The sequence below is a fragment of the Corallococcus macrosporus DSM 14697 genome (assembly GCF_002305895.1).
GTDB lineage: Bacteria > Myxococcota > Myxococcia > Myxococcales > Myxococcaceae > Myxococcus > Myxococcus macrosporus.
Window position 1 is genome coordinate 6594053 of record NZ_CP022203.1, and the last position, 25967, is coordinate 6620019.

The 25967-nt window shown below is 66.0% G+C and carries 12 protein-coding genes, 4 tRNA genes and 3 rRNA genes; 7 read left to right on the top strand and 12 right to left on the bottom strand.

What is annotated here, in order from left to right; translation table 11 throughout:
- Positions 1 to 3: 3 nt before the first annotated feature.
- From MYMAC_RS26385 to MYMAC_RS26395, 3 genes are all read right to left on the bottom strand, one after another.
- Complete coding sequence (locus MYMAC_RS26385) at positions 4 to 2352, bottom strand: alpha-amylase family glycosyl hydrolase (protein ID WP_239989024.1); 2349 nt, start codon at positions 2350 to 2352, stop codon at positions 4 to 6.
- Between the two features lie 14 nt (positions 2353 to 2366).
- The gene (locus tag MYMAC_RS26390) at positions 2367 to 3752 is read right to left on the bottom strand and encodes a hypothetical protein (protein ID WP_013941895.1); all 1386 of its coding nucleotides are present in this window, start codon (positions 3750 to 3752) and stop codon (positions 2367 to 2369) included.
- A gap of 149 nt (positions 3753 to 3901) precedes the next feature.
- Positions 3902 to 6343 carry a glycogen debranching protein gene (locus MYMAC_RS26395; protein ID WP_095960091.1) on the bottom strand — a complete coding sequence of 814 codons (2442 nt, stop codon included), beginning with the start codon at positions 6341 to 6343 and terminating at the stop codon, positions 3902 to 3904.
- 239 nt (positions 6344 to 6582) lie between these two features.
- Here MYMAC_RS26395 and MYMAC_RS26400 point away from each other — a divergent pair, with 239 nt between their 5' ends.
- From MYMAC_RS26400 to MYMAC_RS26430, 7 genes are all read left to right on the top strand, one after another.
- Positions 6583 to 7671: an ABC transporter ATP-binding protein gene (locus MYMAC_RS26400; RefSeq protein WP_170114774.1), complete on the top strand. Its 1089-nt coding sequence runs from the start codon at positions 6583 to 6585 to the stop codon at positions 7669 to 7671.
- The gene (locus MYMAC_RS26405) at positions 7668 to 9848 is read left to right on the top strand and encodes an extracellular solute-binding protein (protein WP_095960093.1); all 2181 of its coding nucleotides are present in this window, start codon (positions 7668 to 7670) and stop codon (positions 9846 to 9848) included. The genes MYMAC_RS26400 and MYMAC_RS26405 overlap by 4 nt, the downstream gene beginning before the upstream one ends.
- Entirely contained in the window at positions 9845 to 10693 is an 849-nt protein-coding gene (locus MYMAC_RS26410) for a sugar ABC transporter permease (RefSeq protein ID WP_013941899.1), read from the top strand. The genes MYMAC_RS26405 and MYMAC_RS26410 overlap by 4 nt, the downstream gene beginning before the upstream one ends.
- Before the next feature lie 5 nt (positions 10694 to 10698).
- Positions 10699 to 14019: an IPT/TIG domain-containing protein gene (locus MYMAC_RS26415; protein WP_239989025.1), complete on the top strand. Its 3321-nt coding sequence runs from the start codon at positions 10699 to 10701 to the stop codon at positions 14017 to 14019.
- 145 nt (positions 14020 to 14164) lie between these two features.
- Positions 14165 to 14236, top strand: a tRNA-Val gene (locus tag MYMAC_RS26420).
- Positions 14237 to 14251: 15 nt separating this feature from the next.
- Positions 14252 to 14328: transfer RNA gene (locus MYMAC_RS26425), tRNA-Asp, on the top strand.
- Between the two features lie 90 nt (positions 14329 to 14418).
- A tRNA-Asp gene (locus tag MYMAC_RS26430) sits at positions 14419 to 14495 on the top strand.
- 195 nt (positions 14496 to 14690) lie between these two features.
- Here the strand turns inward: MYMAC_RS26430 and MYMAC_RS26435 are convergent.
- The 9 genes from MYMAC_RS26435 to MYMAC_RS26475 all read right to left on the bottom strand — a co-directional run bounded on the left by MYMAC_RS26435 (position 14691) and on the right by MYMAC_RS26475 (position 25041).
- A complete protein-coding gene (locus tag MYMAC_RS26435; protein WP_013941901.1) occupies positions 14691 to 15833 on the bottom strand; it encodes a glutathione-independent formaldehyde dehydrogenase in 1143 nt (380 codons plus the stop codon).
- Between the two features lie 438 nt (positions 15834 to 16271).
- Entirely contained in the window at positions 16272 to 16925 is a 654-nt protein-coding gene (locus tag MYMAC_RS37415) for a hypothetical protein (RefSeq protein ID WP_193364431.1), read from the bottom strand.
- A gap of 235 nt (positions 16926 to 17160) precedes the next feature.
- Complete coding sequence (locus MYMAC_RS26445) at positions 17161 to 18063, bottom strand: aminotransferase class III-fold pyridoxal phosphate-dependent enzyme (RefSeq protein ID WP_013941904.1); 903 nt, start codon at positions 18061 to 18063, stop codon at positions 17161 to 17163.
- Positions 18064 to 18092: 29 nt separating this feature from the next.
- A complete protein-coding gene (locus MYMAC_RS26450) occupies positions 18093 to 18695 on the bottom strand; it encodes a DsbA family protein (RefSeq protein ID WP_095960095.1) in 603 nt (200 codons plus the stop codon).
- Positions 18692 to 19264, bottom strand: a complete 573-nt coding sequence (locus MYMAC_RS26455; protein ID WP_095960096.1) for a redoxin domain-containing protein — start codon at positions 19262 to 19264, stop codon at positions 18692 to 18694. The genes MYMAC_RS26450 and MYMAC_RS26455 overlap by 4 nt, the downstream gene beginning before the upstream one ends.
- 378 nt (positions 19265 to 19642) lie before the next feature.
- A 5S ribosomal RNA gene (gene rrf, locus MYMAC_RS26460) occupies positions 19643 to 19759 on the bottom strand.
- Between the two features lie 160 nt (positions 19760 to 19919).
- A 23S ribosomal RNA gene (locus MYMAC_RS26465) occupies positions 19920 to 22882 on the bottom strand.
- 334 nt (positions 22883 to 23216) lie between these two features.
- Positions 23217 to 23293: transfer RNA gene (locus MYMAC_RS26470), tRNA-Ile, on the bottom strand.
- A gap of 210 nt (positions 23294 to 23503) precedes the next feature.
- A 16S ribosomal RNA gene (locus MYMAC_RS26475) occupies positions 23504 to 25041 on the bottom strand.
- Together the 16S, 23S and 5S rRNA genes with 1 tRNA gene alongside form the textbook arrangement of a ribosomal RNA operon.
- Between the last annotated feature and the right edge of the window lie 926 nt (positions 25042 to 25967).

The following is a 25967-nucleotide window of genomic DNA, read 5'->3' on the forward strand; positions in this document are numbered from 1 at the left end:
CGGTCAGCGCCGGCTCCACGCCAACGTCTGGCGCAGGGGCCCGGAGCCTTCGTCCACGAACAGCAGCCGGTTGTCGCCGTCCTCCCAGTCGTACTTCCCCTGGGAGCCGGCGCGCAGGAGCTTGTACTCGAAGACGGCGCCCACGGGCAGCGACAGCGCGAAGCCGTCCGGCCCTGGACGCAGCGAATGTTCGGGCTTCCACCCGCCCAGCTCCGGCCCGCTGCCCACCAGCCGCACGGAGGGGTCATCCACCACCAGCTGCACCGTGCGCCGCGTCCCCTTCCCCCGCCACCGCAGGCCCGCGAGCTTCGCCGCCGTGACGAAGCCTCCCGCCTCGGGGGGCGTCAGCCGCGCCAGCGCCACGTCTCCGGCGGGCACGCGGACGGTGCCCACGTCGGCGGCGGCCAGCGGCGACGCCAGGGCCACCGGCTCCAGCCGGGCGCCAGCCAGCACGTCGGGCAGCGGCACGTCCTCGGCGCTGTCACCGGCATTCACGGCGATGACCACGGCCTCGTCGGCGGTGACGCGCGCGTAGGCGAAGAGGTCCTCCCGGGCGGCGAGCACCATCGTCTCGCCACGCTGGAGGGCCTCACTGCCCCGCCGCAACGCCAACAGCCCGCCAATCCAGGAGCGCAGCGGATGGTCCGTGAAGCGCATGTCGCCCCGGTTCTCCGGCTCCTTCGCGCCCGTCAGCCCCTCCTCCGTCCCGTAGGTGAGCGCCGGCACGCCCCGCGCGGTGAGCTGCACCGCCAGCGCCCGCTTCACCCGCTCCACGTCGCCGCCGCACTCGCTCATCACCCGGGGCAGGTCGTGGTTGTCCACCATGGTCACCAGCGAGCCCGGCGCCGGGTACAGCCGGTCATTGAAGAGGATGGCGCCCAGGTGCGACGGCGCGCGCTCCCGGCAGAAGACGTCCACCAGCGCGAAGGCCAGCGGGAAGTCGAACATCGTCCCGAAGCGGCCCTCCTTCATCGTGGTGGACAGCAGCACCGGGTCGCCGTCCAGCATCTCCCCCAGCAGCAGGAAGTCCTTCCCCGCGTGCTGCCGGAGGTCGTCGTTGTAGCGGGCCCAGAAGCTCGTGGGCATGTGCTTCACCGCGTCCAGCCGGAAGCCCGCCGGCTTCAGCACGTCCACCCACCGGCGCGAGTGCGCCAGCAGGTGCGCGTACACCTCCTCCTTCTCCACGGCCAGGTCCGGCAGGCCGTGCACATCCCCCATCACCAGCTCGCTCGGGTCGTCCCAGTCCTTGATGGGCCCCCGGCCGTGGAACCAGTCGGGCCGCTCACGCGACAGGCGCGTCTCCGGCCCCACGTGGTTGAGCACCACGTCCAGCACCAGCCGCATGTCCCGGCGGCGGAGCTCCGCCGCCAGCGCCTTCAGCAGGGCCTCGTCCCCGAAGCGGGGCTCGACCTTGCCGAAGTCCTCGACCCAGTAACCGTGGAAGGCGCCGTACCCGTAGAACGTGTCGGTCCGCATCTGGAAGACGGGTGAAAGCCACACCGTGCGGACACCGAGCTGCCGCAGCCCGTCCAGTCGGTCAATCACACCTTGCAGGTCTCCGCCGTGAAAGGCCTGCGCGTCCTTCAGGTCCACTGCACCGTCGTTCTTCGTATCGCCATTGGAGAAGCGGTCCACCATCACGAAGTAGACCGCGTCTCCCGCCGGAGGCTCCCACGAGCCTCGGTAGGGCGCGGGCGTGGTGGGCGGCGTGCTCTTGCCCGGCTCGATGCCCGGCCCGGCCGGCGCGTTGAGGCCCGGCACCGTGCCCGAGCCACCGTCCGTGTCCGGCACCAGGAAGGGCGAGGCCAGGAAGGAGTCGAACAGCGAGCCCACCTGCCCGGCAATCTGCTGGGCCACCTCCAACTGCGCGTCGTCCTCGCGCTGCTGGTCGAACTGGAGCGCCGCGCCGTAGTCCTGGTTGACGACGGTGGGCGCCATGGGCGAGTCCGCGCGGGCGGCCGTCGTCCGCACCGAGATGTCCCACGAGAAGCGCCCGCCCACCTGGCTGAAGAACGACACCCGCGTCTCCACCAGCAGGTGCAGCGGCGCCTCCGGCGTCAGCGCCTTCATCATCTCGAAGCGGCGCTGCGAGTCGCGCACCTTCGCGTAGTAGGCGGCGTAGTCCGCGTAGGGCACCACCTCCGCGCGCAGGTTGCGCTTGGACAGCACCTCCGCGATGCGCTGCTTCAGGCCCTCCGGGACGTCCGCCACCACGCCGGGCCGCCTCGCGTCATCCCGCACATAGGCCACGGCCACCACCGTGCCGCTGGGCGCCAGGGGCGGCGGCGCCGCGCGCGGCAGACACGCCGCGAGCGTCACCGCGGCCAGGGCCGCCGTGAGGGAGACCACCACGCTCCATCGCTTTCTCAGAACCATCCTTCGGCCTCGATGGCGACCACCGAGTGCCAGTGGCGCTCGGGACCGACGTAAACGTTGTACTGGTCCAGGCTGTCCACGAAGGAGTTCCCGAACGCCGCGTGCTGTGAGGAGCGCTGAAGGCCGTACAGCAACCGGAGGCTGGGGCGCGCGTAGATGCTGCGGCCCGTGGGGTTGAGCACCACACCGGCCTTGAACTGCCAGGTGTCCCGCGTGTCGCTGTCACCGAACTCCAGGCCGCGCGCGTCCGCCATGCCGTCGGTGCTGGTGAACACCGAGTCCACGTGGTTGCGGTAGAAGTTGCCGTTCAGGCTCTTCTCGCGCGCGATGCTGCTCTCCACCAGGAGGTGGACCCGGTCGGTGAGGAAGTACTGGAGCCGGAGCACCGTGGAGGCGATGACGCGGTTGTCCTCGCCGGCCATGATGTCGTTGTCCTTGTTGAACGAGTAGCCGGCCCACACACCCCAGAGCGCCTCCAGCTTGTCGGGGATGATGCGGATGTAGGCCTCGTTGCCGAGGTTGGCGTCGTAGCGCTCGTCGGTCTGGTCCGTGACGTACACCGTCCAATCACGGCCCCGGTAGTTCTCCATGTAGAAGGGCGTCGGGTGCCGCTTCTCGAAGGTGAGGTACATGTTGCTCCACACCAGCGGCCCGAGGTTGCCGAAGCCCAGGTAGCCCATGGCCCGGTACGACAGCGCGCTGCGCGCCTTCAGGTCCGGCACCAGGTCCTCCACGCCCGGGTTGGCCTCGAAGTAGCGCCGCACCACCTCGCGCCGCGCGAAGTCCTCGTAGTTGGTGTTGGGCGACGCGTAGAGCGCGTTCCTGTTGCCGCGCACCGCGGGCTCGTAGCCCACCTGGGCGCGGATGCCGGCCTCCAGGTGCCCGGGAATCAGCCGGTAGCGGAACGACGCGGCGCCCGTGAGCACCGTGTTGTAGTTGCGCGGGCGCAGCGTGTAGCCGCTGTCACCCACCGCCAGGAGCACGTCGTAGCGGTCGCCCTGGTACGTGCCGGACAACCCCACCGTGTCCCAGAGCAGCGTGCCGGGGCGCTGGTCGTAGATGTGCAGGTCGTTCCAGCGGTCCTCCAGCGTGCCGAGCTGCCACGTCACTCGGTCCAGCAGGATGTTGCCCGCGCGGACGAAGAGGTAGTCGGCGCTGAAGTTCACCAGCGAGCCGTTGCCGGGGTCCGCGGAGCGGAACGACGTGCCGGAGATACGGGAGTGGACCTCGGCCCAGACCTCCTGGCTCCCCGGCGTGGCCTGCAGCGCGTCCAGGCGGAGGTTGAGCTCGCCGTAGGGGCTCTCGTTGAGGAGCCGACCGTAGAGCCAGTAGTAGCCCAGCTGACCCGAACCGCCCGAGAAATCCGGGCGGGTCATGATTCGGAAGTACCCCGCGGCCCCGAAGCGATCTCTTTGAGCATCGGCCAGGGCAACGAGCGGGAGGAGCGTCAACAGAATGGCGCCGAGGCGCAATGGCAGGACTCGCATGAGCGGGCCCTGCTTATAGCGCAACCTGGCTGCCTGCCCTACTCCGCACGCAGGACGACGATGGTTCTTTCCGGCATGCCGTACGTGGGAGTGTTCACGGGTGACGGTGTATCAAGCCACGCGTTGCCCGTGCTCCGGCTGTTCAGGCCCGCCGTCGAGAGATACGCGGGGCTGTCGAAGTACGCCTGCGTGTCGATGAGCCGCGTCCACTTGCGGCCCTCTGGCAGGGTGAACTCCACCGCGCGCGGCTCCATGTTGATGAGCACCAGCAGCTCCGGCCCGTACGACGCGTCGTGGTAGTGGATCATCAACTGCTTGCTGTCCCACGCCGCCTCGGTGTTCTGGGCGCTCTTCCACGCCAGCGGAGCGCCCGCGCCGTAGTCCCTGGGCGCGAAGGCGTAGGCGTGCTCCTTGCGCAGGCGGATGGCTGCCTTCACGAACTCGAACATGCGGTGACGCTCGTCACGCGCCAGGTACGCGCCCCACTGGTACCAGTTGAAGGCGTTGTCGGAGAGCGTGGAGTAGGCGTTGTTGTTGCCAAGCTGCGTGCGCATCCACTCGTCGCCGCCCAGGATCATGGGCGTGCCGTGGCTGATCATCATCGACATGAAGGCATTGCGCATCATCTGCCGGCGCATGCTCTCCGCGCGCTCGTCGCCAATGGGGCCCCAGTTGCGGGAGCGGTTGTGCTCCTCGCCGCTGACCTTGTCGCAGAAGGGGCTGTTGGGCGTGTCGCAGCACACCGGGTTCAGCGGACCGCAGCGGTTCTGCTTCTCGTCGTACGCGAACAGGTCGTACATCGTGAAGCCGTCGTGCACGGTGACGAAGTTCATGGAGTGATACGGGCGGCGGCCGTTGCGCTCGAACCACTCCTGGCTGCCGTACATCAGGAAGCCGCCGTCCACCGTGCCAGGCCGGCCGCACAGCGAGCCCTCGTTGGAGTTGAGCTTCCAGCCGTCCTGGTTCATGAACGCGCGCCACCAGTCACGGAAGCGGCCGTTCCACTCGTACCAGCCGTTGCCCGGCTGCGTCTTGGAGCTGGGGAACTCGCCCAGCGGCATGCAGTACCAGCCGCCCGCGCTCCAGGGCTCCGCGATGATGCGGGTGTTGTACTTCTGGAGCACCGGGTCGTCGATGACGTCCTGGAGCACCGTGTTGCGCGGGTCGTCCCAGCGGTTGTAGTCCCCGTCGCGCTCGCCCAGGATGGGCGCCAGGTCGAAGCGGAAGCCGTCGACGTGGAGCTCCTCCACGTAGAAGCGCAGGCTGTCGATGATGAGCTTGCGCGTGGGCCGGTGGTTGGGCCGCGTCTGGTTGCCCACGCCCGTGTTGTTCCAGTACGTGCGGCGGTCCGGGTTCAGCGCGTAGTACGCCTGGTTGTCGATGCCGCGGAACGAATAGAGGCCGGCGGTCTCCGCGGGGTCCAGGGACTCCAGCGGCTCGCCGGGCATGACGTCATCCGTCTCCAGCTTCTCGCGCCACAGGCCGCCCTCGCCGGTGTGGTTGTAGACGACGTCGACCAGCACCTCGATGCCGTGGTTGTGGAGCTGCTCCACCATCCACTTGAACTCCTTGATGACCTGGTGCGGCTCCTTGAAGGCCGCGTAGGACACCTCGGGCGCGAAGAAGTTGATGGTCTGGTAGCCCCAGTACCCACCGTCCAGCGGCTTCTCGTGGATGGGCAGCAGCTCCACCGCGGTGATGCCCAGCTCAGCCAGGTACGCCGCCTTCTCACCGAAGCCGCGGTAGGTGCCCGGGAAGCGCACGCCGCTAGCGGGGTCCGCCGTGAAGCCCTTGGCGTGGACCTCGTAGACGATCATGTCCTGCCAGCCGTGGCCCTGCCAGTGCTCATCCTGGCGGTTGGCGCGCCACTGCTGCTCGGCCTCGCCCCACTGATAGTCGCCGTCCTTGACGAGCACGCTCTTGGCGGAGGCCGCGTACGTCACCTCCGTGCGGGCCGGTCCGCTGGCCGTGCTGCCCTTGCTCCAGTCATGGTCGCGGTGCAGGGCCTTGGAGTACGGATCCGTCAGCAGCTTGTTCGGGTTGAAGCGGTTGCCGTAGACGTCCGCGTCCGCCTTGAAGCCGTGGATGGAGCCCGGGAACCAGTTCGGGTCATACTCCCAGTTGGGGCCCCAGGCGCGGAAGCCGTAGTGCTGCCCCACGCCCACGCCCTCCACGTAGACGCTCCACACGTCGCCGTAGCGCGTCATCTCGTAGACGCGCGCGGGGCGGTTGCTCTCCGGATCCTCGAAGAGCAGCAGCTCCAGCCGGGTCGCGTTCTCCGAGTACAGGGCGAAGTTGACCCCCTTGTCCACGTACGTGGGGCCAATCTGGCGGAGCGATTCGATGTCCTCCACCGAATAGCTCGGGGCCCGCTCCTGGCTGTGGTACAGCCGGACGTAGTCGCTCTCACTACAGCCAGTGGCGAACAGGGCGGTGGACAGCGCCGCGCCCACGAGGCGGGACATTCTGGGAGTGCGCATCAGGTAGGCTGACCTCGAGGTCCGGACATGACTCGGCCCGGCAATAAAACTCCGCTTCCATAACAAGCGCCTTCCGCCCCTGACAAGGCAGGGCCCCGGTTTCGCCTCGGGGACGGCCCTTCGTCCAGTGGCTCACACCCCCGGATGACGCGGAGCGTGCAACCAAGGAGGTTTGAGGAAACGGCGAGCGTCCGGGTAAGGTGCGCGACCGTCTCCCCATAAATTTCTCCGAGCACGACTTGTCCGAAGTCACCCTGAGTGGGATCAAGAAGTCGTTTGGCCAGAACCTCATCGTGAAGGGCGTGGACCTTCAGGTGGGCGAAGGTGAATTCCTGGTGATGGTCGGCCCGTCCGGGTGCGGGAAGACGACCTTGCTGCGCCTCATCGCGGGCCTGGAGCAGGTGGACGCGGGGGAGCTGCGCATCGGCGGCGCGCGCGTGAATGACGTGCCCCCGCGTGATCGCGACGTGGCGATGGTGTTCCAGTCCTACGCGCTCTACCCGCACATGACGGTGCGGGAGAACCTGGCCTTCGGCCTGACGCTCCGGAAGTTCCCCGCCGCGGAGATCGACACCCGGGTGCGGGAGGTGGCCGGGATGCTGGAGCTGGGCCACCTGCTGGAGCGCAAGCCCAAGGCCCTGTCGGGCGGGCAGCGCCAGCGCGTGGCCATGGGGCGCGCCATCGTCCGCCGGCCCAGGGTCTTCCTCTTCGACGAGCCCCTCTCCAACCTGGACACCGCGCTGCGGGTCCAGATGCGGGGCGAGCTGGCGCGGCTGCACCGCCGGCTGGGCGCGACGATGATCTACGTCACCCACGACCAGGTGGAGGCCATGACGCTGGCCACCCGCGTGGCCGTCTTCAACGGCGGACTGCTCCAGCAGGTGGGTCCGCCGCTGGAGCTCTACAACCGCCCCGCCAACCAGTTCGTCGCGGGGTTCCTCGGCTCGCCCGCCATGAACTTCCTGGAGGCGCGGCGCGAGGGTGCGCACTTCGCCGGCAAGGGCTTCACCCTGCCCTGCCCCGCGGACGTGGACACCCAGGAGGCCACGGTGCTGCTGGGCCTGCGGCCCCAGGACCTGCGCGTGGTTTCCCAGGGGCCGCTCACCGGCACCGTGGACGCGGTGGAGCGCCTGGGCTTCGACGGGTACGCCTTCGTCAACACCGAGTCCGGCCCCGTGGCGGCGCGCTTCGACAAGGGCGTGAGCGTCGCGGTGGGTGACACGGTGCACCTGGCCCCCGTGGCGGACGCGCTGCACGTCTTCACCAAGGACGGCGCGAAGGCGCTGCGCCACCCGGAGCAGCGCGCCGCGCTGGAGGTGGCGTCGTGAGCCGGTGGCTCGGCCTGGCGCTGCTCGCCACGGCGCTGAGCGCGCACGCGGCCCCAGAGACGACGAAGCCCCTCAAGATGTGGCACGCGTACCGCGGCGGCGAGGAGACGGCGCTCATCCAGGCCACCGCGCTGTTCACGGCGAAGACGGGCGTGCAGGTGGAGCTGCTCGCGCTGCCCTATGACGCCTACGCGGCCAAGCTGACCAACGCCATTCCGCATGGCGTGGGCCCGGACGTCTTCATCTTCAACCACGAGCGGCTGCGCAACTTCCACGCGCAGCGCCTGGTGGCCCCCGCCAGCGGGCTGGCGCGCGAGGACTACTTCCCCAACGCGGTGGAGGCGCTGGAGGTGGATGGCCAGGTGTACGGCTATCCCATGTCGCTCAAGTCGCTGGCGCTCTACGTCAACACCCAGCGCGTGCCCAAGCCGCCGGAGACGACGGACGCGCTGCTGGCGATGCTGCCCGCGCTGTCGGACGCGGACGCGGGCCGCTTCGGGCTGGCCTACGAGAGCGGTGACTTCTACTTCCACGCCGGGTTCCTCTTCGGCTTCGGTGGCGAGCTGTTCGACGCGAACGGCCGCGCCCGCTTCGACACCGAGGGCATGGCCCGCTCCCTGGCCTTCGTGAAGGACCTGCAGGACCGGCGCCTCATTCCCCAGGAGGCCTCGGGCGCGCTGGTGAAGAGCCTCTTCAACGACGGCCGCGCCGCCATGGTCATCAGCGGGCCCTGGTTCGCCGGGGAGATTGCGCCGGACGTGGCGTACCGCGTGGTGGGGCTGCCGGTGGTGAGCGCCACGAACCTCCCCATCCGCCCCTTCCTGGGCGTGGAGACGGCCTACGTGTCGTCGCGCTCCGAACGGGCGGAGCAGGCGCAGGCGCTGGCGCGCTTCATCTCCCTGGGCGAGGCCTCACGCGTGCGGGCCACGGTGGGCCGGCAGATTCCGGCGGACGTGGCCGCGTACACGCTGAAGGAGGTGCGGGAGGATACGCTCATCTCCTCCTTCCGCGAGGCGGCCCGCCACGCCACGCCCATGCCCAACACGCTGGAGATGGCGCGCGTCTGGGAGCCCATGAAGCTGGCGCTGCGCGCGGTGCTCCAGGGTGGCACCGAGCCCCAGGACGCGGGCGCGCTGGCGGACCGGCGCTACCGCGCGCTGCACCGCGAGCGCCCGCCCGACGCCAGCCCCCTGCCCTGGCTGGGACTGGTGGGCGCCATGGCGCTGGGCGGCTCCGTCTGGGTGCTGCGGCGCCCGGCCGCGGCGCTGCCCTTCAAGCGCCGCTACCCGGACGTGGCGCAGGCGGCGGCGTACATCGCGCCCGCGGCGACCGGCGTGGCGGTGCTGGTGTTCGTCCCCTTCGCGGTGGGCCTCAGCCTGTCGCTGTTCCACCACGAGGCGGGGGAATACGCCTTCGTGGGGCTGGCCAACTTCGTGGACATCCTGGCCAGCCGCGGCTACAGCATCACCGAGCCCCTGTCCTTCTACTTCACGCTGGCCGTGACGCTGCTGTGGGCGCTGGTCAACGTGGTGCTCCACGTGAGCATCGGCCTGTTCCTGGCGCTGCTGCTGAAGGACCCGCTGCTGAAGCTGCGGGGGGTCTACCGGGTGCTGCTCATCATCCCCTGGGCCGTGCCCAACTACATCACCGCGCTCATGTGGAAGGGCATGTTCCACCGCCAGTTCGGCGCCATCAACGGCCTGCTCGTCGCGCTGGACCTGGAGCCGGTGAGCTGGTTCACCCGCTTCTCCACGGCCTTCGCGGCCAACGTGGCCACCAACACCTGGCTGGGCTTCCCCTTCATGATGGTGGTGGCGCTGGGCGCGCTCCAGTCCATCCCCCAGGAGCTCTATGAGGCCGCGGAGGTGGACGGCGCGAGCAAATGGACGCAGTTCCGCCGCATCACCCTGCCGCTGCTGAAGCCCGCCATGCTGCCGGCCGTCATCCTGGGCAGCGTGTGGACCTTCAACATGTTCAACATCATCTACCTGGTGTCCGGCGGTGAGCCGGGCGGCGGCACCGACATCCTGGTGTCCGAGGCCTACCGCTGGGCCTTCCAGCGCAACGAGCAGTACGGCTTCGCGGCGGCGTACTCGGTCCTCATCTTCGTGGTGCTGCTCGGCTGGTCCGCCTTCACCCGGCGCCTGACGCGGTCGTCCTCGGAGGTGATGGGATGAACCGCCCCTCTCGCTTGAAGCTGGCCGCCATCCACGCCGGGCTGACGCTCCTGTGCATGGCCACGCTCTACCCGGTGCTCTGGGTGGTGAAGATGGCGCTGTCCCCCACGGACGGCCTGGCGCTCACCGCCAACCCCTTCCCCGACACCGTCACGCTGGAGCACTTCCGGCAGGTGCTCTCCACCACGGACGCGGCCGGGCGGTGGGTGTTCGGCCGGCAGCTCCTGGCGAGCATCGTCGTGTCCGGCGCCACCACGCTGGTGGGGCTGACGCTGGCGGTGTCCGCGGCCTACGCGCTGTCGCGCTTCCGCTTCCCCGGCAAGGAAGGCGGGATGCAGGCGCTGCTGGTGACGCAGATGTTCCCGGCGACGCTGATGATGGTCCCCATCTACAGCATCCTCCAGAAGCTGCACCTGCTGGACAGCCTCACGGGGCTCGTCCTCGTCTACGCCACCACCGCCCTGCCCTTCTGCATCTGGAACCTCAAGGGCTACTTCGACACGCTGCCGCGCGAGTTGGAGGAGGCGGCGGTGATGGACGGGGCCTCCACCTTCCAGGTGTTCGTACGGGTGGTGCTCCCGCTGGCGCGGCCCGCGCTGGCGGTGACGGCGCTCTTCTCCTTCATGACGGCGTGGAACGAGTTCATCCTCGCCGCCACGCTGCTCAACGACCCAGCCCGCTTCACCCTGCCCGTCGCGCTCCAGCGCTTCGTCGGCGAGCACAAGGTGGAGTGGGGCAAGTTCGCCGCGGGGGCGCTCATCGTCTCCGCGCCGGTCATGGCTTTGTTCTTCGCTCTCCAGAAACACCTCGTCGGCGGGTTGACCGCTGGCGGCGTCAAGGGGTGATGTCGATGTCGTCTCGCTGTCTCCATGCTCTCTTCCTCGTCCTGCCTCTGTTGGTCATCGCCTGTGACGGCGACTCCGGCGGAGGTCCTGCTCCCAGCGACAACGCGCCCGTGGTTCGCGAGGTCCAGCCCTCGGGTGGCCCCGTCGCGGGCAACACCCTCATCAACGTCTACGGCTCCGGCTTCAAGGAGGGCGCGAAGCTCTTCTTCGGTGAGCAGGAGGCGCTGCGAGTGGTGGTGGTCAACTCCAACCGCATCTACGGCTACACCCCCACGGCGAGCTCCGGCGCGGTGGACGTGCGCGTGGTGAACCCCGACAACGCCTACGGCACCCTGGTGGGCGGCTTCACCTACGAAGGCGCGCCGTCGGCGAACATCGACCAGGCCGAGGTGCTCAACGGCAACGTGGACGCGGTCAGCAGCGGCCAGCCGGTGGGAGCCACCGTGCGCGGCGCCGTCACTGTGTCCGGCATCACCCGTGGCACGGGCCAGGGCGGCGGCATCCGCGCGCAGGTGGGCTTCGCCCCAGCGGACGCGGAGCTGCTCAACCCGGAGAGCTACACCTGGGAAGAGGCCACCTATGAGGGTGACTCGGACAGCCGCGAGGCGGACATCTACCAGGGCACCGTGCTGCTCCAGCCGGCCATTGGCGGTGAGAGCCGCGAGTGGGTCATCACCATGCGCTTCTCCATCGACAACGGCGCCACCTGGGTGATGGCGGACGGCGACGGCAGCGCCAACGGCGTGTCGGCGGACATGCTGCGCCGGGTGTTCATCTCCCGGCCGCGGGTGGACTACTGCAAGCTGGGCCCGGACGGGAACAACGGGCCGGTCAACGTCTTCTACCGCCCCGGCGACACCACGCTCGTGAAGGTGGCCGGCCAGGTCTACGCCGCTGGCGTCACCCAGGGCGGTGGCGCGGGCTCGGGACTGGTCGCGCAGTTGGGGTACGGCCCCGCGGACTCCGACCCGAGCAACTCCAACGCGTGGACGTGGGTGGGCGCCACGTACAAGACGGACCACGGCAACAACGACGAATGGGAAGCGGACCTGCCCAACCCGGGCACCGAGGGCACCTGGCGCATCGCCTTCCGCTTCAGCATCAGCGAGAACGCGTGGCGCTACTGCGACAGTGACGGCGTCAACGACAGCAACGAGGGGAACCTGACCTTCAGCCTGGAGCGGCTGGGCACCCTCACCGTGGGCGACGAGGCCCCGAAGCCGCCGATTGCGTGGTGCAAGATTGGCCTCGACCGGACGCCGCCGGAGGTCATCAACTACACGACCACGCAGACGACGGGCCTGAAGACGGTGTACGCGCAGGTCCACCTGCCGGGCGTTACGGACCGCGAAGGCGCGGGACCGGGCCTGTCGGGCCAGCTCGGCTGGGGCCCCGCGGGTGAGGATCCGCGCACCTCGCCGCTGTGGAGCTGGTCGACGAAGCTCACGTTCGACCAGGACAACTTCGAACACAACGACCAGTGGAAGGGCACGCTGTCCAACCCGGCCATCAACGGCGAGTACCGCTACGCGGTGCGCTTCAACCACGACGGTGGCCCCATCCGCGTGTGCGACGGCAACGGCGTGGATGACGGTGGCCAGGACTTCGAGCTGGACCAGCTCGGCACGCTCAACGTGACGGGCCAGCCCGTCATCCCGCGCGTCATCGGCTACTGCAAGCTGGGGCCGGATGGGAACAACACCCCGGAGACGGTGACGTATACGACGGCCACCACGCCCAGCCGCCGGGTGGAGGCGCAGGTGTTCGTGCAGGGTGTGACGAACGAGGCGGGCCAGGGTGAGAACATCGTGGGGCAGCTCGGCTGGGGGCCCGCCGGTGAGGACCCCACCACGTCCTCACAGTGGAACTGGTCCACCAGCGGCGAATACGCGTCGGATATCGGCGCCAATGACGTGTACGAGGCCACGCTGCCCAACCCGGGCGTGGTGGGCAGCTACCGGTTCGCCTACCGCTTCCAGGTGAACGACGGCGAGTTCATGTACTGCGACGCGGACGGCAACAGCCCCAATCCGGAGCAGAGCTTCAACGTGGACCTGGCGGGAACGCTGACGGTGACGGAGGCACAGGCCCTCAATGCGATCGACTACTGCAAGCTGGGGCCGGACGGGAACAACACGCCCCAGTCGCTGGCGTACACCGCCGGTGAGGCGGCCAGCCATGTCATCGTCGCGTACGTGAGCGTGACGGGCCTCACCGACACCACCGAGGGCGAGGTCGCGGCCATCGTGGGCCAGCTCGGCTGGGGGCCCGCGGGCGAGGACCCGGCCACGTCCGCCGAATGGAACTGGGACACGACGGCTGGGTTCGAGGAGGACTTCTACGCCAACGACCGGTACGAGGCCACGCTGCCCAACCCGGGCGTGGTGGGCAGCTACCGGTTCGCCTACCGCTTCCAGGTGAACGGCGGCGAGTTCATGTACTGCGACGCGAACGGCAACAGCACCAACCCGGAGGACAGCTTCAACGTGGACCTGGCGGGCAGCCTGGCGGTGAGCGAGGACCCGGACCCCGAGCCGACGGACAGCTACTGCCGGCTGCAGAGCGTGAGCGGCACGACGGTGGGCAGCGGTGACACCGTCACCGTGGTGGGCCGGGTGCATATCCCGGGCGTCACCGCGGGCAATGGCCCGGGCGCTGGCGTCCAGGTGCAGGTCGGCGTGGGCGCGGTGGACGCCAATGCCTCCACCCAGGCGGCCGCGTTCACCTGGAAGGCCGCGGAGTACACCGGCGAGGCCGACGGTGAGGCGGACACGGACGAGTTCTCCACCACCGTGACGCCCGCCTACACCGGCGACCGCGCCGTCAGCCTGCGTTACTCCACGGACGGCGCCTCGTGGACGTACTGCGACAAGGACGGCAGCAACGTGGGTGGGTACACGCTGGGCCAGCAGCACGCCCTCACGGTGGGCAACCATTCGGAGATTGGCTACTGCAACCTCCAGTGGCCGTTCGAGATGCCCGAGGGCGCCGAGGGCGGCGCGCGGACCGTCTATGGGCAGCTGTGGGCGGCGGACGTCACGCCGGGCGGCGGACAGGGTGCTGGCGTCGTCGCGGAGCTCGGCTACGGCCCCGCGAGCAGCGACCCCGGCGTCTCGGGCTGGACCTGGGTAGCGGCGACGTACCTCAGCGATGAGGGGGAGAACGATCAGTACGCCGTGGACCTGCCTGCGGGCGTACCGGCAGGGACGTCCTACGCGTACCGCTACTCGCTCAACGGCGGGCCGTTCTGCTACGGCGACCGGAATGACCGGCAGGGCAGCAGCAACGGGTTCAGCGGCTGGGACATCGGCACCGTCACCCCGTAGCCCCTCAGTCGTTCCAATGGCCGCCCGGATGCCCACCGTGGCCCGGGCGGCCTTGCGGAATGATCGGCCCTGCTGAAACGTATGCTTGACAGTGTCGGATAGGGTCGATAGAAGCCCGCTCACCGAAGCGCGGCGGACGCCTGACGGGCGGATAGCTCAGCGGTAGAGCGGCGCCCTTACAAGGCGATGGTCACAGGTTCAATCCCTGTTCCGCCCACTGTCGTACCGATGTGGGGAGTTAGTTCAGTTGGTTAGAACGCCGGCCTGTCACGCCGGAGGCCACGGGTTCAAGTCCCGTACTCCTCGCCAATAAGAAGGGCCCGGAATCGCAAGGTTCCGGGCCCTTCGCCTTTTAGTGAGAGGCTTGGATTTCGCCCCTGCCGCTCGCAGTGCCCGTTTGGGGAGTTAGTTCAGTTGGTTAGAACGCCGGCCTGTCACGCCGGAGGCCACGGGTTCAAGTCCCGTACTCCTCGCCAAGAGAAGCCCAGCAATCCTTCGGGTTGCTGGGCTTTTTCTTTTCCCCCGTGCCCGCAGTGTACCCCCGGCGTCTCTGAACGGAGCGGCGTAGCGCTGGAGGGGCGGCGGCCGGTCAAGCTGTTCCACCGTGCTCTCACGGCCCTCCGGCGCGAGGTGGGCGTACCGCATCGCCATTCCTCCGCTTTCGCGCCGGCTCAGGCGGCCGGCTGCAGGACGACCTTGGTCCAGCCGCTGTCGCGTTTGTCGAAGTTCAGGTAGCCGTCCGGCGCCTTGTCAAGCGGGAGCGTGTGCGAGACGATCCACGAGGGCTTCACCTTGTCCAGGTGGATGAGCTCGCGCAGTTGGCGGTTGTAGGCCTTCACGTTGCACTGGCCGGTCGCCACGCGCTGCCCCTTGAACCAGAGCATGCCCCAGTCGAAGACGATTTCCCCCTGCTTGGCCAGGGTGTCCGGGCCGCCGGGGTCATTGGGGATGAAGACGCCCACCACGCCGATGCCGCCGGTGAACTTCACCGCCTTCACCAGATTGTTCATCGTCAGGTTGGGGTGCTCCCTCCCCTGTGGGTCGTGCGCCTGGTAGCCCACGCACTCGCAGCCGCGGTCGGCACCCTTGCCGTTGGTGAGTTCCTTCACCCGCTCGACGGGGTCCACCTTCGAGTAGTCGATGGGGATGGCGCCAATCTTCTCGCAGAGAGCGAGCCGGTCCGGATGCCAGTCGACGACCATCACCTTGCTCGCGCTCTTGATGGTGGCGGAGAGCGCGGCCATCTGTCCCACGGGCCCTCCACCGAAGATGACGACGGATTCGCCCGGCAGGAGCCCGGCGAGCTCGGTGACGTGGTAGCCGGTGGGGAAGATGTCGGCGAGCATCACGTAGTCGAGCTGCTTCTCCTCGGCGTCCTCCGGCAGCCGCAGGCAGTTGAAGTCGGCCCAGGGCACGCGCAGGTACTCGGCCTGCCCGCCGTTGTAGGGCCCCATGTCGGCGAAGCCATATGCGGCGCCGGCCGTCCCCGACGGGTTCGCGTTGAGGCAGAAGGCGGTCAGGCCGTGCTCGCAGTTCTCGCAGTGGCCACAACTGACGTTGAACGGAATGGCCACCCAGTCGCCCACCTTCAGCTTGTCCACCGCCGAGCCGACCTCGACCACCTCTCCGAGGTTCTCGTGCCCGAGCACCCGGCCCGGCTCCATGTCGGTGCGGCCTTCGTACATGTGCAGGTCGGAGCCGCAGATGTTGGTACTGCGAATGCGCACCACCGCATCGGTGGGCCGCTCAATCTTCGCGTCCGGCACCTCTTTCACACTGACCTTGCGCGGTCCCTCGTAGACGAGTGCCTTCATGGTGTCTCCCTGTGCATGGCGTTGTAGTCGTCCTCGACAAGCCTTGGCAGCAACGCACGTCAGGACAACCCCCTCACACCTAGGGAGCCGGCCGCGCGGCGGAAGGGTGGCCGATACACTGCAGGGTCTGCCCTGACGTCTGCTGCCTGCGGACTCATGCAGGGGACCGGGGCCATCCTGGGGCCCCTCCGGGGAGGGCTCGCGCCAGCTCCGTCGTCGGCGGGGGGCCCTTCACCATCCGCTCCGGATGCGTGCCCGCCGGGTCGATTTCCTCCCGCATGTAGGCCAGGGCGGACACGAGCTGCCCCACCACGCCATCCCACTCTGCGCGCAGCGCGACGTAGTGATGGGCCCCCGCCTGCTCGTCCGCGACGGTCCGGATGCCGGCCTGCTGCAGCCGACGGAGCGCGCCGCGGTAACGCCAGCGCCAGCGCTCCTTTACCTCCGCGCTCGGCGGCCCTGGATGGACAGCGCCCCCCCCGGCAGGAAGGCTGCAGCCAGGGAGGTGACGGTGAGCCTGGACGCCGCCCGCAGCCAGCCATACTCCCGCTCGTCCAGCGCGCTGCGGATGAGCGACACGGCGTCCAGCCCCACCGTGCTGATGGAGGACACCGAGTAGTACGTCACGGGGAAGCGGAAGTAGAAGAGCACCGGGTAGAAGCGGTGGATCTCCTTCATCGCGGCGACCGCGCCGGACAGCTCCGACAGGTTGGAGTAGCCAGCTTGGAACTGCCCCCGCGGGCCGAGCCGGGCAATGAGCTCCGCGGCGTCCTCGCGCTGCGCGGAGAAGAGGTAGACGCGGAGCCTGAGCGCGTTGCGTCGCTGGAGCGCGGAGTCGATTTGCATCAGGTACGTCAGCGCGAGCGACGCCACCGACAAGCCCAGCAGCGAGTTGAACAGGAAGAAGAACTTGAACGTCCCCGTCTGCGGGGAGAAATTGCTGCCCCCCACGATGGAGACGCTGTTGCCGCCCACGTCCATGGCGGTGAGGAAGTCGGTGGGAGTCGGTCCGCTGTTGGCGCGGACCGCCGTGCCGAGCACCGGGTGGATGACCAGCGCCGTTCCGAGCGTCAGCTCCAGGGCCCACGTCACCACCAGCACCGCGAGGATGACCGGCCCGTAGAAGGACGTGGCGACGCGACGCTGCCTGCCCAGGGGCCGGGACGCCCAGAGGAAGAGCCGCCAGCCCCCCTGTGAAATAAATCCGCGGCGCCAGGGTGCCCGTGTCCAGCCGCGCGTAGAGCACGGTGAGGAACACGCCCAGCAGCACCAGCGCGAGCAGCAGGAGGCCACTTGTCTGTTCCAGCCAGCCAGGCATGTGCGTCCCTCAGAGACAGCGCTCGAGGATGTCCAGGCCCTCGTGCACGGTCCGCCTGGAGATGGTAAGCGCGGGGAAAAGGGTGAGGGTGTCGTCGTCGATACCGAGGATGAGCCCCGCCTTCCGGCAGCGGCCGGCCAGCGCACCCGCGTAGGCCCCATCCTCGAACTCCAGACCGATGGCGAGGCCGGTGACGCGGATGTCCACGGGGGAGCCGAAGTCCATCTGGAGGAGCCGGCAGCGGAAGTCCTCGCTGCGCTCCGCCACGTCCTTCAGCAGGTGCGTCTGGTGCGCGCGCAGGTACGCGAGGTTGGCGAGCGCCGCCTCCACGCTGAGCGGATGCCAGCCGTACGTGGAATAGACGTTGACCTTTCCCTCGGCCGCCCTGGCGACTCGCTCGGTGGCGACGGTGGCGCCCATGCCCGCATGCCCGCCGGTGATGGCCTTGGCCAGCGTCATGATGTCCGGCGCGAGGCCGAAGAGCTCGGAGGCGAAGAGGCGGCCCGTGCGTCCGAAGCCCGTGGCCACCTCATCGAGGATGAGCAGCGTCCCGTAGCGACGGCACAGACGCTGGAGGCCCCGCATGAACAGCGCATCGGGGACGAGCGCCCCCAGGTTGCCGATGATGGGCTCCGTGATGAAGGCGGCGACGTCCCGCTTGCGCAGGCGCCGCTCCACCCGGTCCACCGCGTTCGCGTCCAGGGGGCGCTTCACCTTGAGGCAGCCGCGCAGCAGGTTGGGCAGGCCCTCCCGGTACTCGGAGGCGCCCACGCTCATCGTGCCCAGGGAGTTGCCGTGGTGGCCGTCCTCGATGGACACGAACTTCGAGCGGCCGGTGGAGGCCATGGCCAGCTGGAGGGCAATCTCCACCACCTCGGTGCCACCGGTGGCCTGTAGCTCCTCTGAGGACACTCGTCGCGATGCCTTCACGGCTGCGCCCCCTACATGCGCGACTGGGGCCGGCCCATGCGCGGCACGCGGTCGCCTTCCCAGGGAAGCCCCGTCATCGGCTCGATGTCGGGCCCCACCCGCTGCTCGATGGCGGCGAGGAGCGCCTCGGCCGTGTAGGCGCCGTTGTGGCGCTCCCCGTTGATGAAGAAGGTCGGGGTACCGTTCACGCCACTGCGCACACCCTCGATGAAGTCGCGCTGGACCTTCGGCAGGGAGCGGTGCTCCTGGAGGTCGCGAGTGAAGCGGCCCATGTCGAGCCCCAGGTCGGCCGCGAACGTCAGCAGTGCGGGAGCCTCCAGGTTGTGCTGGTTCTGGAAGAGCATTTCGTGCATCTCCCAGAACTTCCCCTGCGCGCCGGCGGCCTCCGCGGCCTCCGCGGCCAGCAGCGCGTGCGGGTGGAGCTGGGTGAGGGGGAAGTGGCGGAAGACGAAGCGGACCCGGTCTCCGACAGCGCTCTCGAGCCGCTTCAGCTCCCAGGCGGCGCGCCCACAGAAGGGACACTCGAAGTCGCCGTACTCCAGGAGGGTGACGGGGGCATCGGCCGGCCCCTTCGCCCAGTCAGTGGCGTCCACGCCTCTGCGAAGTCTGCTCATGTCCGGGCCTCCGTCCGAGGTGGCTGCTGCTGTGGCTGGACGGTGAGGAACTCCATCGGCTTGCCGGTCAGCCGCTCGAGCGCGTCGATGACGCCGCCCGCGCCGGGGTTGAGCTCGATGGGTGAGACGTAGCTCCAGGAGATGACGCCCTTGCCGTCGATGACGTAGAGCGCCCGCTCGCAGATGCCGACGTCCTCCCGGTAGACGTTGTAGCGGCGAGCGGCCTCTCCCTTCGGATGGAAGTCGGAGAGGAGCGGAATCTGGATGTGGAGTTCCTTGGCGAAGGCGATGTGGCTCCAGAGGGAGTCGCACGAGATGCCGAACACCTTCGCGCCGAACTGGCCGAACACGGGCATCAGCTCGTTGAAGAGCCCCAGTTCGTTGGTGCAGACGGGGGTGAAGTCCCCAGGGTAGAAGACGAGGACGGCGGGGGAGCCCTTCTGGTCCGCGAGCTTGAACCGTCGCCCGTCAGGGGTAGCTGGAAGGTCCAGTTCGGGTGCGCGCGTACCGGCTGGCAGACCGTGCGCGAGGACGCCCGAAGCTGGAGGAGGAGGAGCAAGTGTGGCCATGGGAGAAGCCCCTTTCGCCACAACATTGGCCACGCGGGGGGCCAGCGCCCACCCTTCTGCCATGGGGAGAGGAGGAGGTACGCGCTCCCCCTCCCCCCGGCCCCCTCACGGACGAGAGGGAGGCGCGGCTCAACTCACCTTGCGCATTCCGACGAGGAAGGCCTTGGGCGACGCATAGTCCGAATAGAAGGCCTGTTGAGGGTGCGGGCTGCTGGTGCACCTCACCCTCCTGTGGCACGGCTGGCCCTGGGCGCCGTGCGCCGGCTGCGGGCCCGGCGCTGAAGCCGCCTGGTGCCAGCAACCCCCGGAGTCTGCACGGGGCCCCCAATACGAAAACCCCCGGTGTCCACGAGGGACACCGGGGGTTTCTCAAAAAGAATCCGGCAGCGACCTACTCTCCCGCGCGGTTTCCCGCGAAGTACCATCGGCTCTGGAGGGCTTAACTTCCGTGTTCGGGATGGGAACGGGTGGAACCCCTCCGACATAGCCACCGGAAAATCAGCGACAGTGCATACAAAGGGTAAGTTTCAATTCATTGCTGAGCGAATGTCTCGCTGTGCGTTTCAAGTCTTCCAGGCGAGTGCGTGAAGCACTCGAGCCTCGGCCTTGGCCCCGAGTCCCTTACTCCCCACGAGGGGGCATGCAAGAGAATGGGGAAAGTAAGCCTCACGACCAATTAGTACCGGTTAGCTGAACGTGTTACCACGCTTACACACCCGGCCTATCAACGTCGTAGTCTTCGACGGGTCTTCAGGGGCTTGCGCCCGGGATACCTGGTCTTGAGGTCGGTTTCCCGCTTAGATGCTTTCAGCGGTTATCCAATCGGCACATGGCTACCCAGCGATGCCTCTGGCGAGACAACTGGTACACCAGCGGTGCCTCCAACCCGGTCCTCTCGTACTAAGGTCAGAGCCTCTCAAGTATCCTACGCCCACAGCAGATAGGGACCAAACTGTCTCACGACGTTTTGAACCCAGCTCGCGTACCGCTTTAATTGGCGAACAGCCAAACCCTTGGGACCTGCTCCAGCCCCAGGATGCGATGAGCCGACATCGAGGTGCCAAACCTCCCCGTCGATGTGAACTCTTGGGGGAGATAAGCCTGTTATCCCCGGAGTACCTTTTATCCGTTGAGCGATGGCCCTTCCATTCAGGACCACCGGATCACTATGACCTGCTTTCGCACCTGCTCGACGTGTCCGTCTCGCAGTCAAGCTCCCTTATGCCATTGCACTCGACGCCCGGTTTCCAATCGGGCTGAGGGAACCATCGCGCGCCTCCGTTACTTTTTGGGAGGCGACCGCCCCAGTCAAACTACCCACCAGACAGTGTCCCAATCCCGGCTGACGGGACATGGTTAGACACCAGAAATCAACAGGGTGGTATTTCACCGTTGCCTCCACCGAACCTAGCGGCCCGGCTTCAAAGGCTCCCACCTATCCTACACAGTCAATCCCTAGTGTCACTGTCAAGTTATAGTAAAGGTTCACGGGGTCTTTCCGTCTTGCTGCGGGTAAACTGCATCGGCACAGCTATTTCAATTTCGCTGAGTCCCTCTCCGAGACAGCGCGGAAGTCGTTACTCCATTCGTGCAGGTCGGAACTTACCCGACAAGGAATTTCGCTACCTTAGGACCGTTATAGTTACGGCCGCCGTTTACTGGGGCTTCGGATCATCGCTTCACCTTGCGGCTGACGAATCCCCTTAACCTTCCAGCACCGGGCAGGAGTCAGACCCTATACGTCGGCTTGTCGCCTTCGCAGAGTCCTGTGTTTTTGGTAAACAGTCGCTACCGCCATTTCTCTGCAACCTCTCTCGGCTTCGGCTGTACGCCTACACCTACCAGAGGCCCACCTTCTTCCGAAGTTACGGTGGAAATTTGCCTAGTTCCTTGGAGGAGAGTTCTCTCAAGCGCCTTAGGATTTTCTCCTCGCCCACCTGTGTCGGTTTACGGTACGGACACCCTGTAAGCTCCCTACGGGACTTTTCTTGGAAGCAGAGCATCAGCGACTTACCCCTGACGGGGCGCCATGGAGTCTCGGGGATGACTGCCGCGCCTTTATTCGTACGCGACACCCCTACACCTTTAGACTGGCACAACCACCGGCCAGCTCGCCTAGCTTTCTCCGTCCTCCCTTAGTTCAACGCTCACAAGATGGTGCAGGAATATTAACCCGCTTTCCATCACCTACGCCTTTCGGCCTCGGCTTAGGTTCCGACTAACCCTGGGAAGATTAACTTGACCCAGGAAACCTTGGGCTTACGGCGAGGGGGTTTCTCACCCCCTTTATCGCTACTCATTTCGGCATCAGCACTCCCAGTCGCTCCAGCCGCCTTTTCAGTCGACCTTCGCTGCAACTGGGACGCTCCCCTACCGCCACACGCTTTACGCATGGCCCGAAGCTTCGGCACTAGTCTTGAGCCCCGTTACATTTTCGGCGCGGCCTGTCTTGACCAGTGAGCTATTACGCTTTCTTTAAAGGATGGCTGCTTCTAAGCCAACCTCCTGGTTGTCAATGACCTGCCACATCCTTTCTAGTGTTCACTTAGACTAGATTTGGGGGCCTTAGCTGTCGGTCTGGGTTATTCCCCTCTTGCCAATGGACGTTATCACCCACTGACTGCGTCCCGGGATAACAATTGCCGGCATTCGGAGTTTGGTACGGTTTGGTAATCTGGTGAGACCCCTAGCCGTTCCAGTGCTCTACCTCCGGCATTGAATTGCCCGAGCCGATACCTAAATATCTTTCGGGGAGAACCAGCTATCACGGAGTTTGATTGGCCTTTCACCCCTACACACAGCTCATCCCAGAAATTTTCAACTTTCACGGGTTCGGTCCTCCATGCGGTGTTACCCGCACTTCAACCTGGCCATGTGTAGATCACCCCGCTTCGGGTTATAATACACGCAACTATTCGCCCTGTTCGGACTCGCTTTCGCTCCGGCTCCACCTAACGGCTTAGCCTCGCTACGTATATTAAGTCGCCGAATCATGATGCAAAAGGTACGCTCTCGCACTGGGTTGCCCCGTAGTGCTCGAACTGCTTGTAGACATGCGGTTTCAGGTTCTTTGGACTCCCCTTGCCGGGGTTCTTTTCACCTTTCCCTCGCGGTACTAGTTCACTATCGGTCGCCAAGGAGTATTTAGCCTTACCGGATGGTCCCGGCTGATTCAGGCAGGATTGCACGTGTCCCGCCCTACTTGGGTAACCCACTCAGCTCCAACCCGCTTTCGCGTACGCGACTATCACGCTCTTTGGTGCCTCTTTCCAGAAGCTTCCGCTAGCAAGTCAAAGTCCTACCGTGGACCCTCTACCCCGACGCCACTTTCGTGGTTTCGGTTTGGGCTGCTCCCATTTCGCTCGCCACTACTTTGGGAATCACTCGTTGTTTTCTCTTCCTCAGGGTACTGAGATGTTTCACTTCCCCTGGTTAGCTCCATTCCACCTATGTATTCAGTGGAAGGTAACACCGCTATTCGCAGTGCTGGGTTTCCCCATTCGGACATCCCCGGATCAACGCTCGGTTGACAGCTCCCCGGGGCTTTTCGCAGCCACCCGCGTCCTTCATCGCCTCTTGGCACCTAGGCATCCACCGCACGCCCTTAGTAGCTTACTTGCCCTAATCTCTTGTTTCACGCCCGCCTCCCGGCGGATTGTCGAAACTCGAAACCAAGGCCCAGACTCCTGCTCTTCGCAGCAAGCCTGGAAGACTTCTTGTTACTTACGCTTGATTGGGCACCTGACTGTTTCCCTCGCCTCCGCCTCACGGCGTCGGCTCCGGCACTTGTCAGGGCCTCTGCGAGAACTTCTCTCAGCAGAAATTGAACTTACCCTTCGTATGCACTTGTCAAAGAACGCTTCCCTCATTGCTTCAGGGAAAACGTGTGTGGAACTGCTGTGGTTGCCGCCCTGCTGGTGCGCGTCACCGCCTCCCTCCGTTGAGGAGGAAATGGTGGGCCTAGGTGGACTTGAACCACCGACCTCGCGCTTATCAGGCGCGCGCTCTAGCCAACTGAGCTATAGGCCCAGGGGCTACCGCGTTGGCAAACCCTACAGCGTCCTTCATTCTCAAAGAGCCGAGTCCTTGACTCAGTCCTTCAAAACCAAACAGCAAGCCCGAAGCCTTCAGCTAGATTGTTACTCGGAAACGTTGACCTGGTTGACCTGACGCGACTCGAAGAGTCGCTGGCATCGCCTACTGCACTCGAGAGTGCTGTCCGATGCCCGGTCTCCTTAGAAAGGAGGTGATCCAGCCGCAGGTTCCCCTACGGCTACCTTGTTACGACTTCACCCCAGTTACCGACCACTCCTTGGGCACCTCTTGGTGAGATGACTTCTGGAGCAATCGACTCCCATGGTGTGACGGGCGGTGTGTACAAGGCCCGGGAACGTATTCACCGCAGCGTGCTGATCTGCGATTACTAGCGATTCCGCCTTCATGGAGTCGAGTTGCAGACTCCAATCTGAACTGAGACCGGTTTTATGCGATTAGCTCCCCCTCGCGGGTTGGCAACGCTCTGTACCGGCCATTGTAGCACGTGTGTAGCCCTGGTCATAAAGGCCATGAGGACTTGACGTCATCCCCACCTTCCTCCGGTTTAACACCGGCAGTCCCTCTAGAGATCCACTTGCGTGGCAACTAAAGGCGAGGGTTGCGCTCGTTGCGGGACTTAACCCAACATCTCACGACACGAGCTGACGACAGCCATGCAGCACCTGTCTCTCGGTTCCCTTGCGGGCACTCCCTCATCTCTGAAGGATTCCGAGGATGTCAAGACCAGGTAAGGTTCTGCGCGTTGCGTCGAATTAAACCACATGCTCCACCGCTTGTGCGGGCCCCCGTCAATTCCTTTGAGTTTTAGTCTTGCGACCGTACTTCCCAGGCGGAGAACTTAATGCGTTAGCTTCGGCACCGCGGGGGTCAACTCCCACGACACCTAGTTCTCATCGTTTACGGCGTGGACTACCAGGGTATCTAATCCTGTTTGCTCCCCACGCTTTCGCGTCTCAGCGTCAGTTACCGTCCAGGTGGCCGCCTTCGCCACCGGTGTTCCTCCCCATATCTACGAATTTCACCTCTACTTGGGGAATTCCGCCACCCTCTCCGGCACTCAAGCACGACAGTTTCGGGCGCACTTCCTCAGTTGAGCTGAGGGCTTTCACACCCGACTTGTCACGCCGCCTACACGCGCTTTACGCCCAATAATTCCGAACAACGCTTGCACCCTCTGTATTACCGCGGCTGCTGGCACAGAGTTAGCCGGTGCTTCTTCTCCCGGTACCGTCAAGCCGTTGGATGTTAGCCAACGGGTTTTCTTCCCGGTCGAAAGTGCTTTACAATCCAAAGACCTTCATCACACACGCGGCGTTGCTGCGTCAGGCTTTCGCCCATTGCGCAAAATTCCCCACTGCTGCCTCCCGTAGGAGTCTGGACCGTGTCTCAGTTCCAGTGTGGCTGATCGTCCTCTCAGACCAGCTACCCGTCGTCGCCTTGGTGGGCCATTACCCCGCCAACTAGCTGATGGGCCGCGGACTCATCTGAATGTGATAGCTTGTATACAGAGGCCACCTTTTCCCTCAGTCTCCGAAGAAACCGTGGGCTTATCCGGTATTAGCCAATCTTTCGACTGGTTATCCCGAGCACTCAGGCAGATTATCCACGTGTTACGCACCCGTGCGCCGCTCTACTAAGGGTTGCCCCTATTCGCGCTCGACTTGCATGTGTTAGGCACGCCGCCAGCGTTCGTTCTGAGCCAGGATCAAACTCTCCAATTGAATTTTTGAAGATTTGAACCGGCGTCAGTCCCAGGCCCGGCTAAGGAACCTGAAACTCGCTGATTCATACAGTGCTGCCGGCTGCGCTTCTCAGCGCGACCTGGCTGGCACCGTCTTAAGAAATTGACTGCGGTTTCCGCAATCTAGCTTCTTCTTGGGCTTGCTATTTGGTTTTCAAAGACCGAGTCGCTTGTGCCGCCCGCGACTTCTTGCTACCGTTTCTTCGCTGCTGCTTCGCCGTCTTTTCGTCCGGCGGGGCGTCAGCTTCTATTTCATCTCGGCGTCTTTTATCAAGCTGCTTTTTTTCGCCGTCCTGCTGGCTTCCGGAGTCCTTAGCGCCGCCCAGTGGCTTCCGCTGCTTTCTTCCGGAGGGGCGCGGCTTCTATCACCGCCGCGCTTTCTGTCAACCGTTCGAGCGTCTCACCTTCACCACCCCGCCTGCAGCCCCTTCACAGAGCTTGCCCGCATGCTCCGGACCCGGCGAGCATCCTCATTTACGAGGGACTCCGACAGGTCCACGGTCTTATCTGAATGCCATTCAGAGAACCAAAACACCCACGCGCACCATTCCGCTCCCGAAGGAGCTGGAACATGCGAGTGTTCGCCCAGCTGACGCCTGTGTGGCGCCCGCGCAACGCGGCGAGGTGTGGCCGCTTATCCACCAAGTGATCCGGCCGCGCAAGAAGTTTGATTCCGAGCACTCCCGCCGCGGTGATCAGCCGCCGCTCCCCCGCCCCGACCTGGACACCTCCTCACGACGACGTCGGCCCCCTGGAGGCGGGAGTGAAGCCATGTGGAGCGTGAAGGCTGGAGCTGTGGGGCCCAAGAGCGCCGCGAGCCGGGGCCGGCCAAGCGGTGAGCCGCCCGGTGGAGAGGCCGCTTGGGGCCCCGGGCATACGCCCCCCCGCCGCGCTCTTATGACGTGC

Excerpts from the sequence above, each read along its gene's own strand:
- MYMAC_RS26390 (WP_013941895.1), bottom strand. The coding sequence starts at position 3,752 with ATGACCCGCCCGGATTTCTCGGGCGGTTCGGGTCAGCTGGGCTACTAC.
- MYMAC_RS26395 (WP_095960091.1), bottom strand. The coding sequence starts at position 6,343 with ATGCGCACTCCCAGAATGTCCCGCCTCGTGGGCGCGGCGCTGTCCACC.
- MYMAC_RS26410 (WP_013941899.1), top strand. The coding sequence starts at position 9,845 with ATGAACCGCCCCTCTCGCTTGAAGCTGGCCGCCATCCACGCCGGGCTG.
- MYMAC_RS26415 (WP_239989025.1), top strand. The coding sequence starts at position 10,699 with ATGTCGTCTCGCTGTCTCCATGCTCTCTTCCTCGTCCTGCCTCTGTTG.
- MYMAC_RS26435 (WP_013941901.1), bottom strand. The coding sequence starts at position 15,833 with ATGAAGGCACTCGTCTACGAGGGACCGCGCAAGGTCAGTGTGAAAGAG.
- MYMAC_RS26450 (WP_095960095.1), bottom strand. The coding sequence starts at position 18,695 with ATGAGCAGACTTCGCAGAGGCGTGGACGCCACTGACTGGGCGAAGGGG.
- MYMAC_RS26455 (WP_095960096.1), bottom strand. The coding sequence starts at position 19,264 with ATGGCCACACTTGCTCCTCCTCCTCCAGCTTCGGGCGTCCTCGCGCAC.